At 72.3% G+C, this 15,827-nt stretch carries 14 protein-coding genes; 4 read left to right on the top strand and 10 right to left on the bottom strand.

Features of this window, described 5'->3' with window-relative positions; genetic code table 11:
* Positions 1–13 precede the first annotated feature (13 nt).
* The gene (locus tag ACFTZC_RS37535) at positions 14–475 is read right to left on the bottom strand and encodes a nuclear transport factor 2 family protein (RefSeq protein ID WP_382897995.1); all 462 of its coding nucleotides are present in this window, start codon (positions 473–475) and stop codon (positions 14–16) included.
* 87 nt (positions 476–562) lie between these two features.
* Here ACFTZC_RS37535 and ACFTZC_RS37530 point away from each other — a divergent pair, with 87 nt between their 5' ends.
* Positions 563–1,129: a TetR/AcrR family transcriptional regulator gene (locus ACFTZC_RS37530; RefSeq protein WP_382897993.1), complete on the top strand. Its 567-nt coding sequence runs from the start codon at positions 563–565 to the stop codon at positions 1,127–1,129.
* 67 nt (positions 1,130–1,196) lie between these two features.
* Here the strand turns inward: ACFTZC_RS37530 and ACFTZC_RS37525 are convergent, their stop codons facing one another.
* Positions 1,197–1,970 carry a DUF4232 domain-containing protein gene (locus ACFTZC_RS37525; RefSeq protein ID WP_382897992.1) on the bottom strand — a complete coding sequence of 258 codons (774 nt, stop codon included), beginning with the start codon at positions 1,968–1,970 and terminating at the stop codon, positions 1,197–1,199.
* Positions 1,971–2,166: 196 nt separating this feature from the next.
* On the opposite strand from ACFTZC_RS37525, the gene ACFTZC_RS37520 reads away from it, so the two are divergent.
* Positions 2,167–3,405: a PP2C family protein-serine/threonine phosphatase gene (locus ACFTZC_RS37520; protein ID WP_382897990.1), complete on the top strand. Its 1,239-nt coding sequence runs from the start codon at positions 2,167–2,169 to the stop codon at positions 3,403–3,405.
* Here ACFTZC_RS37520 and ACFTZC_RS37515 read toward each other — a convergent pair.
* The 6 genes from ACFTZC_RS37515 to ACFTZC_RS37490 all read right to left on the bottom strand — a co-directional run bounded on the left by ACFTZC_RS37515 (position 3,317) and on the right by ACFTZC_RS37490 (position 11,262).
* Entirely contained in the window at positions 3,317–4,639 is a 1,323-nt protein-coding gene (locus ACFTZC_RS37515; protein WP_382897989.1) for a glycosyltransferase 87 family protein, read from the bottom strand. The two genes, ACFTZC_RS37520 and ACFTZC_RS37515, sit on opposite strands and share 89 nt — an antisense overlap.
* Entirely contained in the window at positions 4,636–6,078 is a 1,443-nt protein-coding gene (gene mptB, locus ACFTZC_RS37510; protein WP_382897988.1) for a polyprenol phosphomannose-dependent alpha 1,6 mannosyltransferase MptB, read from the bottom strand. Before mptB ends, ACFTZC_RS37515 begins: the two co-directional genes overlap by 4 nt.
* 193 nt (positions 6,079–6,271) lie before the next feature.
* Entirely contained in the window at positions 6,272–7,720 is a 1,449-nt protein-coding gene (locus ACFTZC_RS37505; RefSeq protein ID WP_382897986.1) for a GH1 family beta-glucosidase, read from the bottom strand.
* A 101-nt stretch (positions 7,721–7,821) separates the two neighbouring features.
* Positions 7,822–8,748 (bottom strand): carbohydrate ABC transporter permease, encoded by a 927-nt coding sequence (locus tag ACFTZC_RS37500; RefSeq protein WP_382897984.1) that lies wholly within the window; start codon positions 8,746–8,748, stop codon positions 7,822–7,824.
* A gap of 19 nt (positions 8,749–8,767) precedes the next feature.
* On the bottom strand, positions 8,768–9,781 hold the full coding sequence (locus ACFTZC_RS37495) for a sugar ABC transporter permease (RefSeq protein ID WP_365819313.1): 1,014 nt from the start codon (positions 9,779–9,781) through the stop codon (positions 8,768–8,770).
* A 173-nt stretch (positions 9,782–9,954) separates the two neighbouring features.
* Positions 9,955–11,262 (bottom strand): extracellular solute-binding protein, encoded by a 1,308-nt coding sequence (locus ACFTZC_RS37490; protein ID WP_382897981.1) that lies wholly within the window; start codon positions 11,260–11,262, stop codon positions 9,955–9,957.
* Positions 11,263–11,533: 271 nt separating this feature from the next.
* On the opposite strand from ACFTZC_RS37490, the gene ACFTZC_RS37485 reads away from it, so the two are divergent.
* Entirely contained in the window at positions 11,534–12,562 is a 1,029-nt protein-coding gene (locus tag ACFTZC_RS37485; protein WP_382897980.1) for a LacI family DNA-binding transcriptional regulator, read from the top strand.
* Between the two features lie 171 nt (positions 12,563–12,733).
* On the opposite strand, the gene ACFTZC_RS37480 is transcribed toward ACFTZC_RS37485, so the two are convergent.
* Positions 12,734–13,732 carry an SDR family NAD(P)-dependent oxidoreductase gene (locus tag ACFTZC_RS37480; RefSeq protein WP_382897978.1) on the bottom strand — a complete coding sequence of 333 codons (999 nt, stop codon included), beginning with the start codon at positions 13,730–13,732 and terminating at the stop codon, positions 12,734–12,736.
* Positions 13,733–13,950: 218 nt separating this feature from the next.
* Between ACFTZC_RS37480 and ACFTZC_RS37475 the strand changes: the two genes are divergently transcribed.
* Entirely contained in the window at positions 13,951–14,973 is a 1,023-nt protein-coding gene (locus ACFTZC_RS37475) for an alpha/beta fold hydrolase (RefSeq protein WP_382897976.1), read from the top strand.
* Positions 14,974–14,998: 25 nt separating this feature from the next.
* On the opposite strand, the gene ACFTZC_RS37470 is transcribed toward ACFTZC_RS37475, so the two are convergent.
* The gene (locus ACFTZC_RS37470; protein ID WP_382897975.1) at positions 14,999–15,748 is read right to left on the bottom strand and encodes a YqjF family protein; all 750 of its coding nucleotides are present in this window, start codon (positions 15,746–15,748) and stop codon (positions 14,999–15,001) included.
* Positions 15,749–15,827 lie beyond the last annotated feature (79 nt).

The raw sequence follows: 15,827 nt of genomic DNA, 5'->3' as shown, positions 1-15,827 counted from the left end.
GCGTGCCGAGCCCCTACTGGAGCGGGAGGTCGGTCCCGTGTTCGGTTTCGGGGCGAGGACCGTGGATACGCCGGTCGGCCTCGGTGATGGCGACGTCGTTGATGCTCGCCTCGCGGCGCCGCATGAGGCCGTGCTCGTCGAACTCCCACAGTTCGTTGCCGTAACTGCGCCACCACCGGCCTTCCCGGTCGTGCCACTCGTACTGGAAGCGGACGGCGATCCGGTTCTCGTCGAACGCCCAGAGGCTCTTGCGCAGCGCGTAGTCCTGCTCGCGCTCCCACTTCCGGGTCAGGAACGCGACGATCTCCTCGCGGCCGCGGACGAACGTGTCCCGGTTCCGCCAGACCGAGTCCGGCGTGTAGGCCAGTGCCACCCGGTGCGGATCACGGGTGTTCCACGCGTCCTCCGCGGCCTGGACCTTCCGCAGGGCGGTCTCCCGGGTGAACGGTGGGCAGGGCGGGCGCTCTTCGGGCACTGCGGCCTCCTCGCGTTGAGAACGTATATTCTCTACCGACAGGGAACAAGGTAGGGAACGATCGTTCTCGACGTCAAGGAGCCCAGGATGCCGGCCCCGATCAGCGAGGAGCGGAACCGCCTCGACCGCGAGACACTGCTCGACGCGGCGGAGAGGCTGTTCTACGAGCAGGGCATCCGGGCGGTCGGAATGGACGAGATCCGCGCCGCCTCCGGTCTGCCGCTGAAGCGGATCTACCGGTTCTTCGCGACGAAGGAGGATCTCGTCGTGGCGATGCTCCGGCGCCGCGACCGGCGGTGGAGAGGCGACCTGGCCGCCCACGTGGAACAGGTCAAGGATCCTCGCGAGCGCGTGCTCGCGGTCTTCGACTGGCTCGCCGAGTGGTTCGCGCAGCCCGGTTTCCGGGGCTGCGCCTGGGTCAACGCCTTCGGCGAACTCGGCGCGTCGTCCGAGGCGGTACTGGCCGAGGTCAGGGCGCACAAGCAGGCGTTCCACAGCCAGATCGCGGCGTGGGTCCACGCCACCCGGGTGCCCGCCACCGAGCCGGTCTTCCTGCTCGCCGAAGGGGCCATGGTGGCCGCCGCGATCGGCGGCGACCCGGCCCCGGCCCGCCATGCCCGCGCGGCCGTCGCGCAACTGCTCGGGACAGCGTGACCCCCGGGCCACCACGGAAGCGTACGGAAGCGTCCCGCCGATCCGGACGGCGGCGACCCGAGAAGTCCTAGCTCGCCGCGACCGCGCTCACCGTGAAGGTGTCGCCGCAGACCACGGGCCGGGAGGTGGCCAGGGTCATCGCGTCCTTCGAGTCCGGCGGATAGATCTGCAGCAGACTGGGCGGGGCCCAGCAGGACGAGCCCTTGATGCCCTTGTTCAGCGTGTGCAGCGTGATGTGCGCGGCGGCACCGGGCGCCAGGGTCACGGCGGGGAGCGTGCCGCCCTCGCGGGTGGCCGGCCGGCCGATCGGGGCGCCGTCGCCCGCGAGGAGCGACACACCCGGGAACCCCCGCAGCGTGCAGGAGCCCGGCCCCTTGTTGATGAGCCGCAGGTCGTAGTAGATCTGGCCCGCGCCGGGGTTCGGGGCGCTCAGGCTCAGGCCGAGGCGCGCCGCCGTGCAGCGCGACGCCGTGGTGACCGCCTGTCCCCCGTCGCCGGGCTCCCCCGGCGTTGTCCCGGACGCGGACGACACCGGCGGGGCCGAGGTGGCCGGCGCGGAGGACGCGGGCGGCGCGCTCGACGTGCCGCTTCCCCCCGTGGTGTCCCCCGCCGTCCCGCTCCCCGCGGCCGTGCCGGCCGAGGTGGCCGCCGGGGCGGACGCCTCGGGACCGCCGGAGGCGCCCCCGCCGCTGCCGCAGGCGGCCGTGGCGAGGGCGAGCAGCGACACGCTCGCCGCCAGGGTGGCCGTGCGCCATGCCCCGCGCCGTCGCCCGGGAGGTGCCGCACTCGCGCGCCGGGGGCGCCGCGACACCGCCCCGGAAATCTGGAAGTGATCGGACATGTGCTCCACCTGTCCCTTCGCTTCGTGCGTATACCCGCCACAAACGCACTCATCGCACATATACCCGGAAGTCCAGGGAAATACGGCGCGTTCTCGCTCCGGGGCGGGTGCGGGGCCCCACCCGCACCGTGTGCCCCGGTCAGGCCGGGCGGAACCGCGGCAGGGGTGTGAGACTCGGGGGAGGAGGTGGTCGCTGATGGCGGGCGAAACCCCGGCGGCCGGTCCTGCTGCGACGCCCGGTCCCGCGCCGCCCGCCGGACCGGGCCCCGGTGAGCGGCTGCTCGAAGAACTCCTCGCGGAGGCCCATACCGCCGCTCCGATGGAGCTGCCCGCCCTGGTGAACCGGTGCGCCACCGCGATCGGCCTGGAACGGATCGTCATCTATCTCGTCGACATCCAGCAGCGCCACCTGGTGCCGCTCACCGACGGTCCGCCCGCCATCGAGGTGGACACCTCCGTCGCGGGCTCCGCCTACCGCTGGCTCGATCTGCGGATCGAGGAGTGCCGGGAGGGCGGGCTGACGGCCTGGCTGCCGCTGGTCGACGGGGCGGAGCGGCTCGGCCTCCTCGGTATCCGTACGGACGCGCTCGACACCGCCCGGCTGCGCCGCTGCCGCATGCTCGCCTCCGTACTCGCCATGGCGATCACTTCGAAACGCGCGTACAGCGACAGTTACGCGCGCCACGCCAGGACCGAAGTCATGGACCTGCCCGCGGAGATGCTGCGCGCCCTGCTGCCCCCGCGCACCATCGGCTGCGACCGCGCGGTCTCGACGGCGGTGCTGGAGCCCGCGTACCACATCGGCGGTGACGCCTTCGACCACGCGCTGACCCCGTCCACCCTGCACGCGGTGATCTTCGACGCCATGGGCCACAACCTGGCCTCGGGGCTGACCACCACCGTGGCGATGGCGGGGTGCCGCAACGCCCGCCGCGCGGGGGCCGAGCTGCCGCAGCTCGTCGACACCATCGACCAGGCGCTCGGACGGTGGCTGCCCGAGCAGTACTGCACCGGTATCGTCACCCAACTCGACCTGGCGGACGGCGTCTTCCGCTGGTGCAACTGCGGCCATCCGCCCCCGCTGCTCATCCGTGGCCGCCGGGTCCTGGAGGGGGCGCTGCAGCGGCCCGCCCAGCCGCCGATGGGGCTCCCCTCCCAGTTCGCCACCGCCCCGCGCGTGTCGTACGAGACCATGCTCGAACCGGGCGACCGGGTGCTGCTCTACACGGACGGGGTGACGGAGGCCCGGATCGACGGCGGCGACCAGTTCGGGCTCGGACGGTTCACCGACTCCATCATCCGGGGCGCGGACGCCGGGGAGCTGGCGCCGGAGGCGCTGCGCCGGATCATCCACTCGATCCTGGACCGCCAGGGCAATCAGCTCCGCGACGACGCCACCCTGCTGCTGATCGAGTGGCGCCCGCCCCGTGCGTGACGACGCCGGCGGAACCGTCGGCGTAAGGGGGTGTCCGACGGCGCGGCGGCAGGAACAGCAGCAGCCCGAGGCTGATCCAGACATAGGTGTTGGCGCCGAGGAAGGCGTCGGGGCCGGTCGAGTCCCACCGCCACAGCCAGACGACACTGCTGCACAACACCACGTAGGTGCCGACGCACACGGCCCGCGGGGCGCGGCGCCCGCCGTCCGTACCGGAGACCGCCGCGTCCGCCAGGACGATCAGCGCGGGGATCAGCCAGACGAGATGGTGCACCCAGGTCACCGGGGAGACCAGGCAGGCGGCGAGGCCGGTCAGGGCGAATCCGGCGCGGTCGTCGCCGTCACGTACCGCCGCGCGGGCGCGGTACGCCCAGACGGCGAGCACGGCGAGGACGCACAGCGCCCAGAGCACGCGGCTGGGGTGGTCGGGCTGGAGGCGGGCCAGGACGCCTTGAAGCGACTGGTTGGAGACATAGCCGAGTTCGCCGACGCGGTCGGTCCGCCACAGGGCGTCGGTCCAGAAGGCCCGGGACGCGGCGGGGTCGACGAGGGCGGCGAACAGGGTGGCGCCACCCGCCGTGGCGGCCGCGGTCGCGGCCTGACGCCGACGGCCGGTGATCAGCAGATAGCAGATGAAGAGTCCGGGCGTGAGCTTGACGGCGGTGGCCAGGCCGACACAGACACCCGCGTACCGGCCGCGCCCGGTGGCGAGCAGCCGCGCGTCGGCGAGGACGAGCGCCAGCAGCACGAGATTGACCTGGCCGAAGCTGAAGGTGTCGCGGACGGGTTCGAGCAGCACGAAGAGGCAGCCGACGACGGTGAGCACGAACCACTCGTGGCCGCCCGTCCCCGCGAAAGCGCGCCCCCTCCCCGCGAGCGCGCGCCGGACGACCGGGACGGCCAGCCAGTGCAGCAGCAGCGCCGAGGCCGCGGCGCTCAGCACGATGCTGATCGCGACCGCCACGGGCCACGGGACCAGGGCCATCGGCGCCATCGAGACCGCGGCGAACGGCGGATAGGTGAAGCCGTAGCGGGTGCCGGGTTTGAGGTAGTCGTAGATCCGGCCGCCGTGAACCCAGTCGTCGACGGTGCCGTAGTAGACGGCGACGTCGAAGAAGTCCCGGTGCAGCGGTACGGTCGCGAGGAAGACGGCGGTGGCCACCACCAGGCAGCCCGCGGTGACCACCCGGCGGGCGGGGGTCGCGACGGCGAGGCGGTGGAGTCCCCCGTTCATGACGCGGTCCGGGTACGGGACGGCAGCGTCGCCGGGTCCGACATCTCGAACATCCACCACAGGGCGAGCAGGGCGAGCGCCCCGCCGCCCACCGCGAGCGTCAACTGCATCCCGTCCGGCGGGGAGCCGCTGGGCAGCAGGGCCAGGGCGAGGACACCGCTGCCGGCCGCGGCCCAGCGCCGGACCCTGCCGTCGGGCGCGGCGGCGGCGATCAGGAAGAGCCCCCACAGCGCGTACCAGGGGCGGAACGCCGGCCCGAGCGCGAAGACCGCGAGCAGGCTCAGCGCCAGCGCGTAGACCGGTCCGAGGCGGGCGCGGCGCAGCCACAGCACCGCGACGGCCACGGCGGTGGCGGCCAGTCCGCACCAGCGCCACACCGGTACGGCCAGGTCCCCGAGGCCGGTGCCCGCCGCGTCGAGCAGCGCCCCGCTGAGCCGGCCGAGGCCGCTGGTGAGGGACCAGTTGCCGGGTGACACGGGGGTGGAGAGGGTGGCGAGCCAGCCGTATCCGGTACCGGTCACGGCCGTCACCAGCCCGGTGGTGGCCAGCGCGACGGCGCAGGTCAGCACGGCTGCCCGGGGGCCACGGGCGCGGCCGGACGGATGGCCGGACCACAGGGCGGCGACCGCGAGCAGCCCCAGCGCGGCGGGTGCCTTGACGAGGGCGGCGAGGGTGACGAGAACGGCGGCCCGCAGGGGCATACCGCCCAGCGCGGCGACCAGCCCCGCGCCGAGGAGCCCGAGCATCAGGGCGTCGTTGTGGGCTCCGGCGACCAGGTGCAGCAGGACGAGCGGGTTGAGCGCGCCGAGCCAGAGCGCGGCGGGGCGCGGGACGCCGCAGCGGTCGGCGAGCAGCGGCAGGAAGACAGCCATCAGCACGACGCCGAGCAGCGCGACGAGCCGCATGCCGAGGACGTCGGCGGGGACGCCGCCGGGGGCGAGTCCGGCCGGGACGAGATCGGCGGCCCGGGCGGCGACGGCCAGGAAGACCGGGCCGTACGGCGCCGGGGTGTGCTGCCAGACGGGCGCGACCTCGGCGGCGAGCGGTCCGCCCAGCAGCGCGGGCCCGTGGGTGTAGACGTCGAGCCGGGCGTCGACCATGGCCCCCTGCGCGAGATAGCTGTACACGTCGCGGCTGAACAGCGGCGGCCCGAGGAGCAGGGGCGCCGCCCAGACCGCGAGGGTGGTCAGCAGTTCCCGGGGCGCGGGCGGGCGCGGGGAGCGCACCGCGCGGCCCAGCCACCACCAGGCCGCGATGAGCAGGACGAGCCCGAAGTAGGCGCACAGCAGGCCCAGCGCGCCCCGGCCGGAGGTGGGCAACGGGGTGTCACGGACCGGCAGGGCGCCCGCGGTCAGTCCGCCGGCGGTCAGCGCGACGGCTCCCACGAGCCCCACGATCCGGCACCGGTCCGGGTGCACATCGGCGTTCAGGGCGAGCATCCGTGGAGGCTCGCAGGAGGGGATGGCCGGCAGTTGACGCCGCCGTCACGCCCCGGTGGCAGCCGGCTGGCCACCGTCTGAAGCCGTACGCCCCCGCACCGGCCGCCGGGGGCGGACGCACGGCGCCCCACCCCGGCTCCGAGGGCCGCGCCCCACCCGCACGCCCCCCGCACGCTCGCCCGCGCGCCCGCGGTCAGTCGCGCGGCGGCAGCGTCCCGTCACGCGTGAGCTTCGCGTACCAGTGCGCGCTGGACTTGGGGATGCGCCGCTGGGTCGCGTAGTCCACGTACACCGCGCCGAACCGCTTGCTGTACCCGTACCCCCACTCGAAGTTGTCGAGCAGCGACCAGAGGAAGTAGCCGCGGATGTCCGCGCCCGCCTCGATCGCCCGGTGGACGGAGGTGAGGTGGTCGTGGAGGTACGCGATCCGCTCCGGGTCGCGGACCTCGCCCTCGGGGCCCGCGTAGTCGTCGAAGGCCGAGCCGTTCTCGGTGATCATCACGGGCAGCCCGGGGTGGTCGTCCCGTACCCGCAGGAGGAGTTCGTACAGCCCGCTCGGGTCGATGGTCCAGCCCATGGCGGTCCGGTCGCCCGGGGTCTGGTGGAAGGCGACGTGGTCGGCGCCCGGCCAGGGGCTGTGCTCGCTCGCGCCGTGCCCGTCGGCGCCGTGGACGGGCGGTCCGTCGTGGTGGGAGACGAGCGTGGGCGAGTAGTAGTTGACGCCCAGGAAGTCGAGCGGCCGGTGGATCAGCGCCGCGTCGCCGTCCCGGACGAAGGACCAGTCGGTGACGGACGAGGTGTCCTCGATGACATCGGCGGGGTAGGCGCCGTGCAGCATCGGGCCGGTGAAGATCCGGTTGGCGGTGCCGTCGATCCGGCGGGCGGCGTCGCGGTCGGCCGGGCTCACGGTGAGCGGCCGTACGTGGTGGAGGTTGAGGGTGACGGAGACCTGGGCGCCGGCCGGCAGCCGCTCGCGCAGCGCCTCGACGGCGAGGCCGTGGCCGAGGTTGAGGTGGTGCGCGGCGCGCAGCGCGGCGGCCGGGTCGGTACGGCCCGGGGCGTGGACCCCGGAGCCGTAGCCGAGGAACGCGCTGCACCAGGGCTCGTTGAGGGTGGTCCACGTCTTCACCCGGTCGCCGAGCGCATCGGCGACGAGGCCCGCGTACTCGGCGAAGCGGAACGCGGTGTCCCGCTCGGGCCAGCCCCCCGCGTCCTCCAGGTGCTGGGGCAGGTCCCAGTGGTAGAGCGTGACGACGGGCTCGATGCCCTTGGCGAGCAGCGCGTCGGTGAGCCGCCGGTAGAAGTCGAGCCCCTTCTGCGACGCGGGGCCGCTGCCGGTGGGTTGAACCCGCGGCCAGGAGACGGAGAAGCGGTACGCGCCGACCCCGAGGGCGGACATGATCTCGATGTCCTCGGGCCAGCGGTGGTAATGGTCGGTGGCGATGTCCCCGGTGTCGCCGTTGCGTACCCTGCCCGGCGTGCGGGAGTAGACGTCCCAGATGGAGGGGGTACGGCCGTCCTCGTGGACGGCGCCTTCGATCTGGTAGGCGGCGGTCGCGGTTCCCCAGAGGAAGTCGGGCGGGAAGCTCAGGGGTGCCGCAGGGTCCAGGGCTCGCCCGGTGAGAGGTGCTGAGGTGGCCACAAGGGTCCTTCCGCAGAGATCGAACGGTGTGGTGCGTCGGATGGCTGAAGGGGAGAGGTGAGGGCGCGCCGGCTCTTCACAGCGCGTCTCTGGACGGCGCGTCAGCCCTTGACGGCGCCCTGCATGATGCCGCTGACGATCTGCCGGCCGAAGACGACGAACATCGCCAGCAGCGGGAGGGTGCCGAGCAGCGCGCCCGCCATGATCACCGACTGGTCGCGGACATAGCCCGCGCTGAGCTGGGTGAGGGCGACCGGCACGGTCGGGTTGGTCATGTCGAGCGCGATGAAGGGCCAGAAGAAGTCGTTCCAGGCGTGCACGAAAGTGATCATGAACAGGACGGCCATCGGGGGGCGGGCGATCGGCAGGACGATGGACCAGAAGATCCGCAGCGAGTGCGCGCCGTCGAGGCGGCCCGCCTCGATGAGTTCGTCGGGCAGTGCCTCCTTCAGGTACTGGCGCATGAAGAACACCCCGACGGCGCTGACCAGGGTCGGGAAGATGACGGACGGGAGCTGCTGCCCCCAGCCGAGGTCGGCCATCATCATGAACAGCGGTACGACGCCGAGCTGCGGCGGCACCATCATCGTGCCGATGACCAGCATCAGCAGGATGTTGCGGCCCTTGAAGCGCAGCTTGGCGAAGGCGAAGCCGGCCAGGGTGGCGAAGAAGACGGTCGAGAGGGCGATCACCCCGGCCACGATCAGGCTGTTGACCATCGCCCGGCCCATCGCGGCGTCCGTCCACGCCGTCCCGAGGTTCTTGAAGAGGTTGGGTCCCGGCAGGAACGGCGGCGGGGTCTGGGAGACCCGGGTGTTGTCCGTCGCCGCGGCCACCATCGTCCAGTACAGCGGGAAGAGGGAGACCAGCGCGGCGAATCCGAGCAGGATGTAGGCGAGGGGTCCGGCGTGGTGCTGGCGCCCGGCGCCCGGCCGCAGGATCCGGCCGAACCGGCGCCGGGCGGGGGCCTCCGGAGAGGCGTTCCGGTCGCGTACGCCCGCCCGGACCTGTGCGATGTCGGTGGTCATGGGGGTGCTGGCTCCCTGGTCAGGACTTACGGGACGTGACGCGGGCGATGACGCGCTGGAGGACGAAGACGAGGATGAGGATGAGGAACATCGCCCAGGCGATGGCCGACGCCCGCCCCATCTGGTAGTTCTTCCAGCCCTCCTCGTAGAGCAGCAGGCCCAGCGTCTGGTACTGGTTGTCGGCGCCGCCGCTGATCCCGTTGGGCCCCTGCCCGAAGATCAGCGGTTCACCGAAGAGCTGGGTCGCGCCGATCGTGGAGAGCACGATGGTGAAGATGATCGTCGCGCTGATGCCCGGGATGGTGACCGTACGGAACTGCTGCCAGCGCGAGGCGCCGTCGATCGCGGCGGCCTCGTACAGGTCCTTCGGAATGGCCTGCATGGAGGCGAGGTAGAGCAGGGCGTTGTAGCCGGTCCAGCGCCAGATCACGATGGTGGAGATGGCGAGCTGCGCGGGCCATTTCTGGGCCTCCCAGTCGACGTTGTCGATGCCGAGCAGCCCGAGCCCCCAGTTGATCATGCCGAAGTCGCGCTCGAAGAGCATGGTGAAAACGAGCGCGGCGGCGCCGATGGACGTCGCGTACGGGGTCAGGACGGCGACCCGGAAGAACGCCGAGCCGCGGAGGTGGTAGTTGAGCAGATGCGCGAGTCCGAGGGCCATCAGCAGCTGCGGGACGGTGGAGATGACCCCGATGGTGAAGGTGTTGGTCAGCGCGTTCCAGAACCGGTCGTCCTCCAGCAGCTCCGTGAAGTTGGCGAGCCCCCGCCACTCCATGGTGTCCATCGAGGAGAGTTCGACGCGGTGCAGGGAGATCCAGAAGGTGTAGAGCAGCGGGTAGAGCCCGAAGGCGCCGAAGATCAGGAAGAACGGGGCGATGAAGCCGTACGGCACCGCCCCGAGGTCCAGGCGGTGCAGGAGGTTGCGCCGCGTCTGCCGGGGCGCCTCCCCGCCTGCGCCGCCCTTCGTCGGGGGACCGGCTGACGCGGGGTGCGGCTGCCCGCCCGTGGGGGCTGCCGGGGTGGAGGTGGCCACGCGGGCTTCCTTCCGTGGAGTGATCGGTGGGGCGGGCCCGGTCCGGCGGCGGTGGTGACGGGCACACACCGGCCGCCGGGCCGGGCCACGGGGTCGTACGCGGCCCAGCGGCGTGCGGGCCTAAAGACAGGCGGACCTGAGGACGGACAGGGGTAAGGACCGACGAGCGGGCGTCAACGTGCCAGCTTCTCGATGCGCTCGTCCGTGGTCTTCCACGCCTCGTCCGGCTTCTTGCCCTGCTCGACCAGCTGGATCCCCGCCGAGAAGGTGTCCTTGATGCTGCCGTCCTTGCGGCCGAGGATCTGCTCGTCCGGGATCTCCTTCGCCGCGTCCCCGAAGATCTGGCCGATCGGCGCGTCGCTGAAGTAGGGGGAGGTTCCCGAGGAGACCGCGGGCATGTCGAGCGCCTTCTTCGACGACGGGAAGTTGCCGAGCTTCTCGAAGATGTACGCCTGCTGCTCGGGCGCTGTCAGCCAGGCCACGAGCTTCTGGGCCTCCTCCTTGACCGGGCTCTTCTCCATCACACCGAGGAACGAACCGCCCCAGTTGGCGCCCTTCGGGGCCTTGGCCACGTCCCACTTGCCCTTGTTGGCCGGGCCGGCCTTCTCACTGATGTGGGCGAGCATCCAGGCCGGGCAGACGGTGGTGGCGAAGGTGCTGTTGGACAGTCCCGGGTCCCAGCCGGGCTGGAACTGGCGCAGCTTGGCGGTCAGTCCGGCCTGGGAGGCGTCCGTGGCAAGGGTCCAGGCGTCCTTGACGACCGGGTTGTCCTTGTAGATCAGCTTGCCGTCCTTGTCGTAGAACTGCTTCTCGTCGCCGTAGATCATCGCGTTGAACAGCCCGCTGGAGCTGTCCATGTAGGCGACCTTGCCGTTCTTGGAGTTCGCCTTGAACTTCCGCCCCGTCTCGACGTACTTGGACCAGTCCCCCGCCCACAGCTTGGCCACCTCCTCGCGGTCCGTGGGCAGTCCGGCCTGCTCGAAGAAGTCCTTGCGGTAACAGACCGCCATCGGGCCGATGTCGGTGCCGAGCCCCAGCAGCTTGCCGTCGCCGGTGGTGACCTGGCTCGACTTCCACGGCAGGAAGTGATCGAGGTCCGCGGTCTTGGAGAGATCGGCGAACTTGTCGGCCTGGGTGTCCACCAGCTCCTTGGCCCGGCCGATCTCTATGCCCTGGACGTCCTTGAGGCCGCTGCCCGCGGCGAGGTGGGTCTGCAGCGCGGTGTAGTAGGTCTGCTCGTCACCGGTCACATCCGCCTCGATCAGGATGTCCGGATTCTCCTTCATGTAGCGGTCGAGGAGATCGGTCTCCTTGATCCCCATGACCCCGAACAGGCCGAGGCTGATGACGGTCTTGCCGTCCTTCGTACGCGCCTTGTCCGTCTCCGAGCCGCCCGAGCAGCCGGCGACGAGAACGAGGGACAGGGCAACCGAGGTGACGGATGCGAGGGTGGAACCGAAGCGTCTGCGGGCAGTGCCCATGTGGATTCCTCCTGGCAGCGGCGCGCAGGCGGGCGCTGCCGCGGCTCACGGTCGACTGGATGGGAGACCCCGCTCCGGATAAGAATGGGAGCGCTCCCAGCGGGTTGTGGAAGACTCTCGGTGAACACGGTCCCGTGTCAAGAGTCGAAGTCGGTTCCGTTGCGCGAATGTGTCCGAACACCGGCCGCCCGTTGGCCAATTGACCGGCGGCCAGCACAATCTCCTGGTGAGCGCCCCCGGCGCCGACCAGGGGCGAGAGTCAGGAGACGTGATGAGCAGCCGTAAACCACCAGGCCGGAGGCCAACTCTTGAAGCCGTGGCCCAGCTCGCGGGGGTGGGACGCGGTACGGTCTCGCGAGTCGTGAACGGCGCGCCGGGCGTGAGCGCCCGCGCCAGGACGGCCGTCGAGGCGGCGATCGCGGAGCTCAACTACGTGCCGAACCCGGCCGCGCGCTCGCTGGTCACCAGCCGGACCGACAGCATCGCGCTGGTGATCCCCGAGTCGGAGAGCCGGCTCGCCTCGGAGCCCTACTTCTCCGCGGTCATCCGTGGGGTGAGTACGGAACTCGCCGACACGGACATGCAGTTGCTGCTGATCCTGGTACGCGACCCGCGTGAGCGGGACCGGCTGACCCGGTTCGTGGAGGCGCACCGGGTGGACGGGGTGCTGCTGGTCTCGGTCCACCGGGACGACGCGCTGCCGGAGTTCCTGGAGAAGCTGCAGATACCGACCGTGCTGGCCGGGCGCCGTTCGGCCGCGGAGCCGCTGAGCCATGTACGCTCCGACAACGCCGGCGGGGCGGCGCAGGCCGTACGCCATCTGCTCGGCCGGGGGCGTACCGCCGTGGCCACGATCACCGGGCCGCTCGACATGGACGTCGGCGACGGCCGCCTCCAGGGCTGGCGCGACGCCCATCTCGAACGGGGCGCGGAACCGGACGAGTCGCTGGTGGCCCTCGGGGACTTCACCGAGGAGGGCGGCCGGGCCGCGATGCGGGAGCTCCTCGAACGGCGGCCGGACCTCGACGCGGTGTTCGCGGCGTCGGACGTGATGGCGGCGGGCGCGCTGACCGAGCTGCGGGCACGGGGCCGGCGTGTCCCGGAGGACGTGGCGGTCATCGGTTTCGACGACTCGATGGTCGCGCGCCACACCGTACCGCCGCTGACCAGCGTCGATCAGCCGTCCGAGGAGATCGGGCGGACCATCACCCGGCTGCTGCTCGACGAGATCAGGGACCCCGCCCGGCCCCGGCGACAGCTCGTTCTGCCGACGACACTCGTCCACCGGGAGAGCGCCTGACACACCGCCGGCGTGTCGCGGGCGTGTCGCGCGCGGAGTACGACACGCCGGGGCCCCGTCCCCGGTCCTGCGGCGGATCACGGTCCGCCCGGGACCGGGGACGGGGCCCCGGTACGGGGACCACGGAGGTCCCCGGAGTGTTACGGCCCTGCCGGGTCACCCGGCAAGGTCTCAGCCCGCGGTCGCGAACGCGTCGACCCCGGTCAGCTCCGCGGAGAACTTCCACAGGCGGGCCGCCTGCTCGGGGTCGGTCGCGTAGCCCCGTACGCCCGCGCGCGCCGTGCTGTCCTCCGGGGCGGGCTCGGCGATGTCGCAGTCCTCGCAGTAGACACCGCCCGCGTCCGCGAGCCGCGGTGAGGTCGCGGCCCAGACCTGGGTGGCCGCGCCCTGCTCCGGTGACTTGAACGACGGGTGGACCGCGTTGCCGTCCTCGTCGATCCAGCCGGCCGCGACCATCTCCTCATGGGCGAGGTGGCGCTGGAGCGGGGTGAGGATCCCACCGGGGTGCAGCGCGAACGCCCGTACGCCGGACTCCCGGGCCAGCGTGTCGAGGTGGACGGCGAAGAGCACGTTGGCCGTCTTCGCCTGCCCGTACGCCTGCCACTTGTCGTAGCCGTGCTCGAACCACGGGTCCTCCCAGCGGATCGGGGAGTTGTGGTGCCCGGTGGAGGACACCGAGACGACCCGTGCCCCGCCGGGCGCGATGGCCGGCCAGAGCCGGTTGACGAGGGCGTAGTGGCCGAGGTGGTTGGTCGCGAACTGCGCCTCCCAGCCGGGGCCGACCCGGGTCTCGGGGCAGGCCATGATCCCCGCGTTGTTGATGACGATGTCGAGTGTCCGGTCCGTGGCGAGGAAACGCTCCGCGAAGTCCCGGACGCTGTCGAGGTCGGCGAGGTCCAACTCGTCCACCTCGGTGTTCTCGATGCCGGCCAGTTCCTTGCGGGCGGCGTCGGGCCGCCGGGCGGGCACGACGACCCGGGCACCGGCCCCGGCGAGCGCGCGGGTGGTCTCCAGGCCCAGCCCGGAGTAGCCGCCCGTGACCAGGGCCAGCTTGCCGTCGAGGTCGATGCCGCGCAGCACCTCCCGGGCGGTGCTCCCGGCGCCGAACCCCGATCCGATCGAGTGCTGGGGGGTCCGGTGCGGTGCTGCCTCGTTCTGTGGGGTTGTCATGCGACGCAGGCTACGAATTGGAGCGCGCTCGAAGTCAAGTCCCCTCGCGGGCCCCGGGGCGCGGTTCACCCCACTGGACGTCCGGTTGCGCGAGAGTCGAATCCCCCAGCGGAATTCGACGCGCGACACGCCCACGATCGCGTCAGTCATCCGTGGTCCGGGCGGATCAACTGCTAGGCAGGGACGTTCTCGTCCGTTCCGGAGCTCTGGAGTCACCCATGTCGATCGATGCCGTTCCCGCCCAGGACCAGCAGTCGCCCCGCGCCCACCCGCTCATCCTCGGGCAGGCGTACGACGCGGGCGCGCGCGGCGCGGGCGGCCCGGTCGAGGAGCGGGACCTCACATTCGACGGGTTCCGCTACACCTGTCGGGTCGTGCACCGCGACGCCCCGCTGACCGAGCCGGTCCTGCTGCTGGGCGGCTCGTCCCAGGACCGCAACTCCTGGGTACGGCACGAGAAGTGGCTCAGCCCGGTGGCACAGATGATCACGGTGGATCTGCCGGGGTACGGTACGGCCGACTTCCTGCCCGCCTCGTACGGGGTCGACTTCCTCGCCGCCGTCGTCCGCCATCTGCTCGACGAACTCGGCGTCCCGCGCGTCAACATGGTCGCCGCCTGTTTCGGCGGGGCGATCGGGGTGCGGTTCGCCCAGCACTACCCGGCGATGGTCGCCCGGCTGATGCTGGTGGGCATGACGCCCCGGATCCCGGCGGACTACGCGGCGGCGATGGAGCGGTGGGCCGTGATGATCGAGCGCGGGGAGACCGACATCATCGCCCGGGAACTGGCGGACCGTTTCATGTCGCCCCCCGGCACCGGGCCGGTCCGCAAGCACGCCGCCGTCTCCCGGCTGGTGTACCAGCAGATCGCCGGTCAGGACCCGGAGCAGCTCGGCAAGTCCGCCGAGCACAACACCCGGCTGATGCGGCACGAGTGGTACCGGCCCGAGCCGGTCCCCGCCGTGCCGAGCCTGGTGGTGACCGGCGAGCACGACACGCTGACCACGCCCGCGATGGGGCGCGAGGTGGCCGCGGCGCTCCCCGAGGCGCGGTTCCTGACCGTGGACGAGACCGACCATCTCGCCCCGGTGGAGCGGATCCCTGACTTCGCCGATCTGATCGCGCGCTTCTGCACCGACCGCTCGCTGGACGGGCTGCCGTACGCCTGCCGTCCCGAGATCCTGGGCACGGCGGTCGCCGCACCGGACAGCCGGGGCTTCGCCGGCCGGGCCGCGTGCTGACCGCGGCCGGGGCCGGTCGGCGGGGTCAGCCCCTCAGGGGGCGGCCGAAGCGGACCGGAACCCCCGGGGAGGCGAGGACGCTCACGGGGTCCCCGGCGGGCGCGGGCAGCCCCGCCGCGGCCACCAGGTTCTCGGTGCACTCGATCAGCTCCGCGCGCCGCAGCGGCCAGCGCGGATGGGTGTTCGGCAGATACAGCGGCCGGCCGAGGAGCGAGGTGTGCAGGGCCCAGCGGGCGGTCAGGAAGTGCTCCAGCGCGGTGGGCTCCTCGACGGGCTCCCCCGTCCGCACCACGATCCGGCTGTGCGCCCCCCGCGGGCCCGGGAGGCGCCGTCTGCTGGTGTAGGTGAGGGTGTCGCCGTCGCGCTCGACCGCCATCCGGGACCAGGCGTACGGGATCCGGAATCCGGCGCGGCCGATCGCCACCGGGATCAGCCGGGAGGCGTCCAGGGAGCGGAAGACGACGCCCCGGCGCCCCTGCCGGTCGACGGAGTAGAGCCGCACGTTGGTCTCGGGGAAGGTGCCGAGGTACGGGATGCCGGGGAGGCGCAGCCATCCGACCCGGTGCATCCGGAAGGCGACGAGGCCGACATAGGTGACGTCGTCGAAGGTGTCGGGAACCGTGCCGGGCGGCAGCAGCGGCGCGACGTGCGCCGGGTCGACCGCCCAGTGCAGAAAGGCCAGATCGAGCCAGGACTGGGTGAGCAGCGGCCTGGGCTCGTCCCGCGGCGGGTCGGCCGTGACCGGTTCCGGGGCGCCGGGGGTCGGATGATGCACGCGGTCAGCATCGCAGACGCCCGGGAGCGGCGGCCGGGCAGGTGCCCGGCCGGGCCGGCGCGCTCCCGGTCCGACCCGC

Source organism: Streptomyces sp. NPDC056987 (assembly GCF_042673865.1).
Classification (GTDB): domain Bacteria; phylum Actinomycetota; class Actinomycetes; order Streptomycetales; family Streptomycetaceae; genus Streptomyces.
The sequence above is the reverse complement of the archived record's forward strand: the minus strand, read 5'-3'. Positions and strand labels throughout refer to the sequence as shown.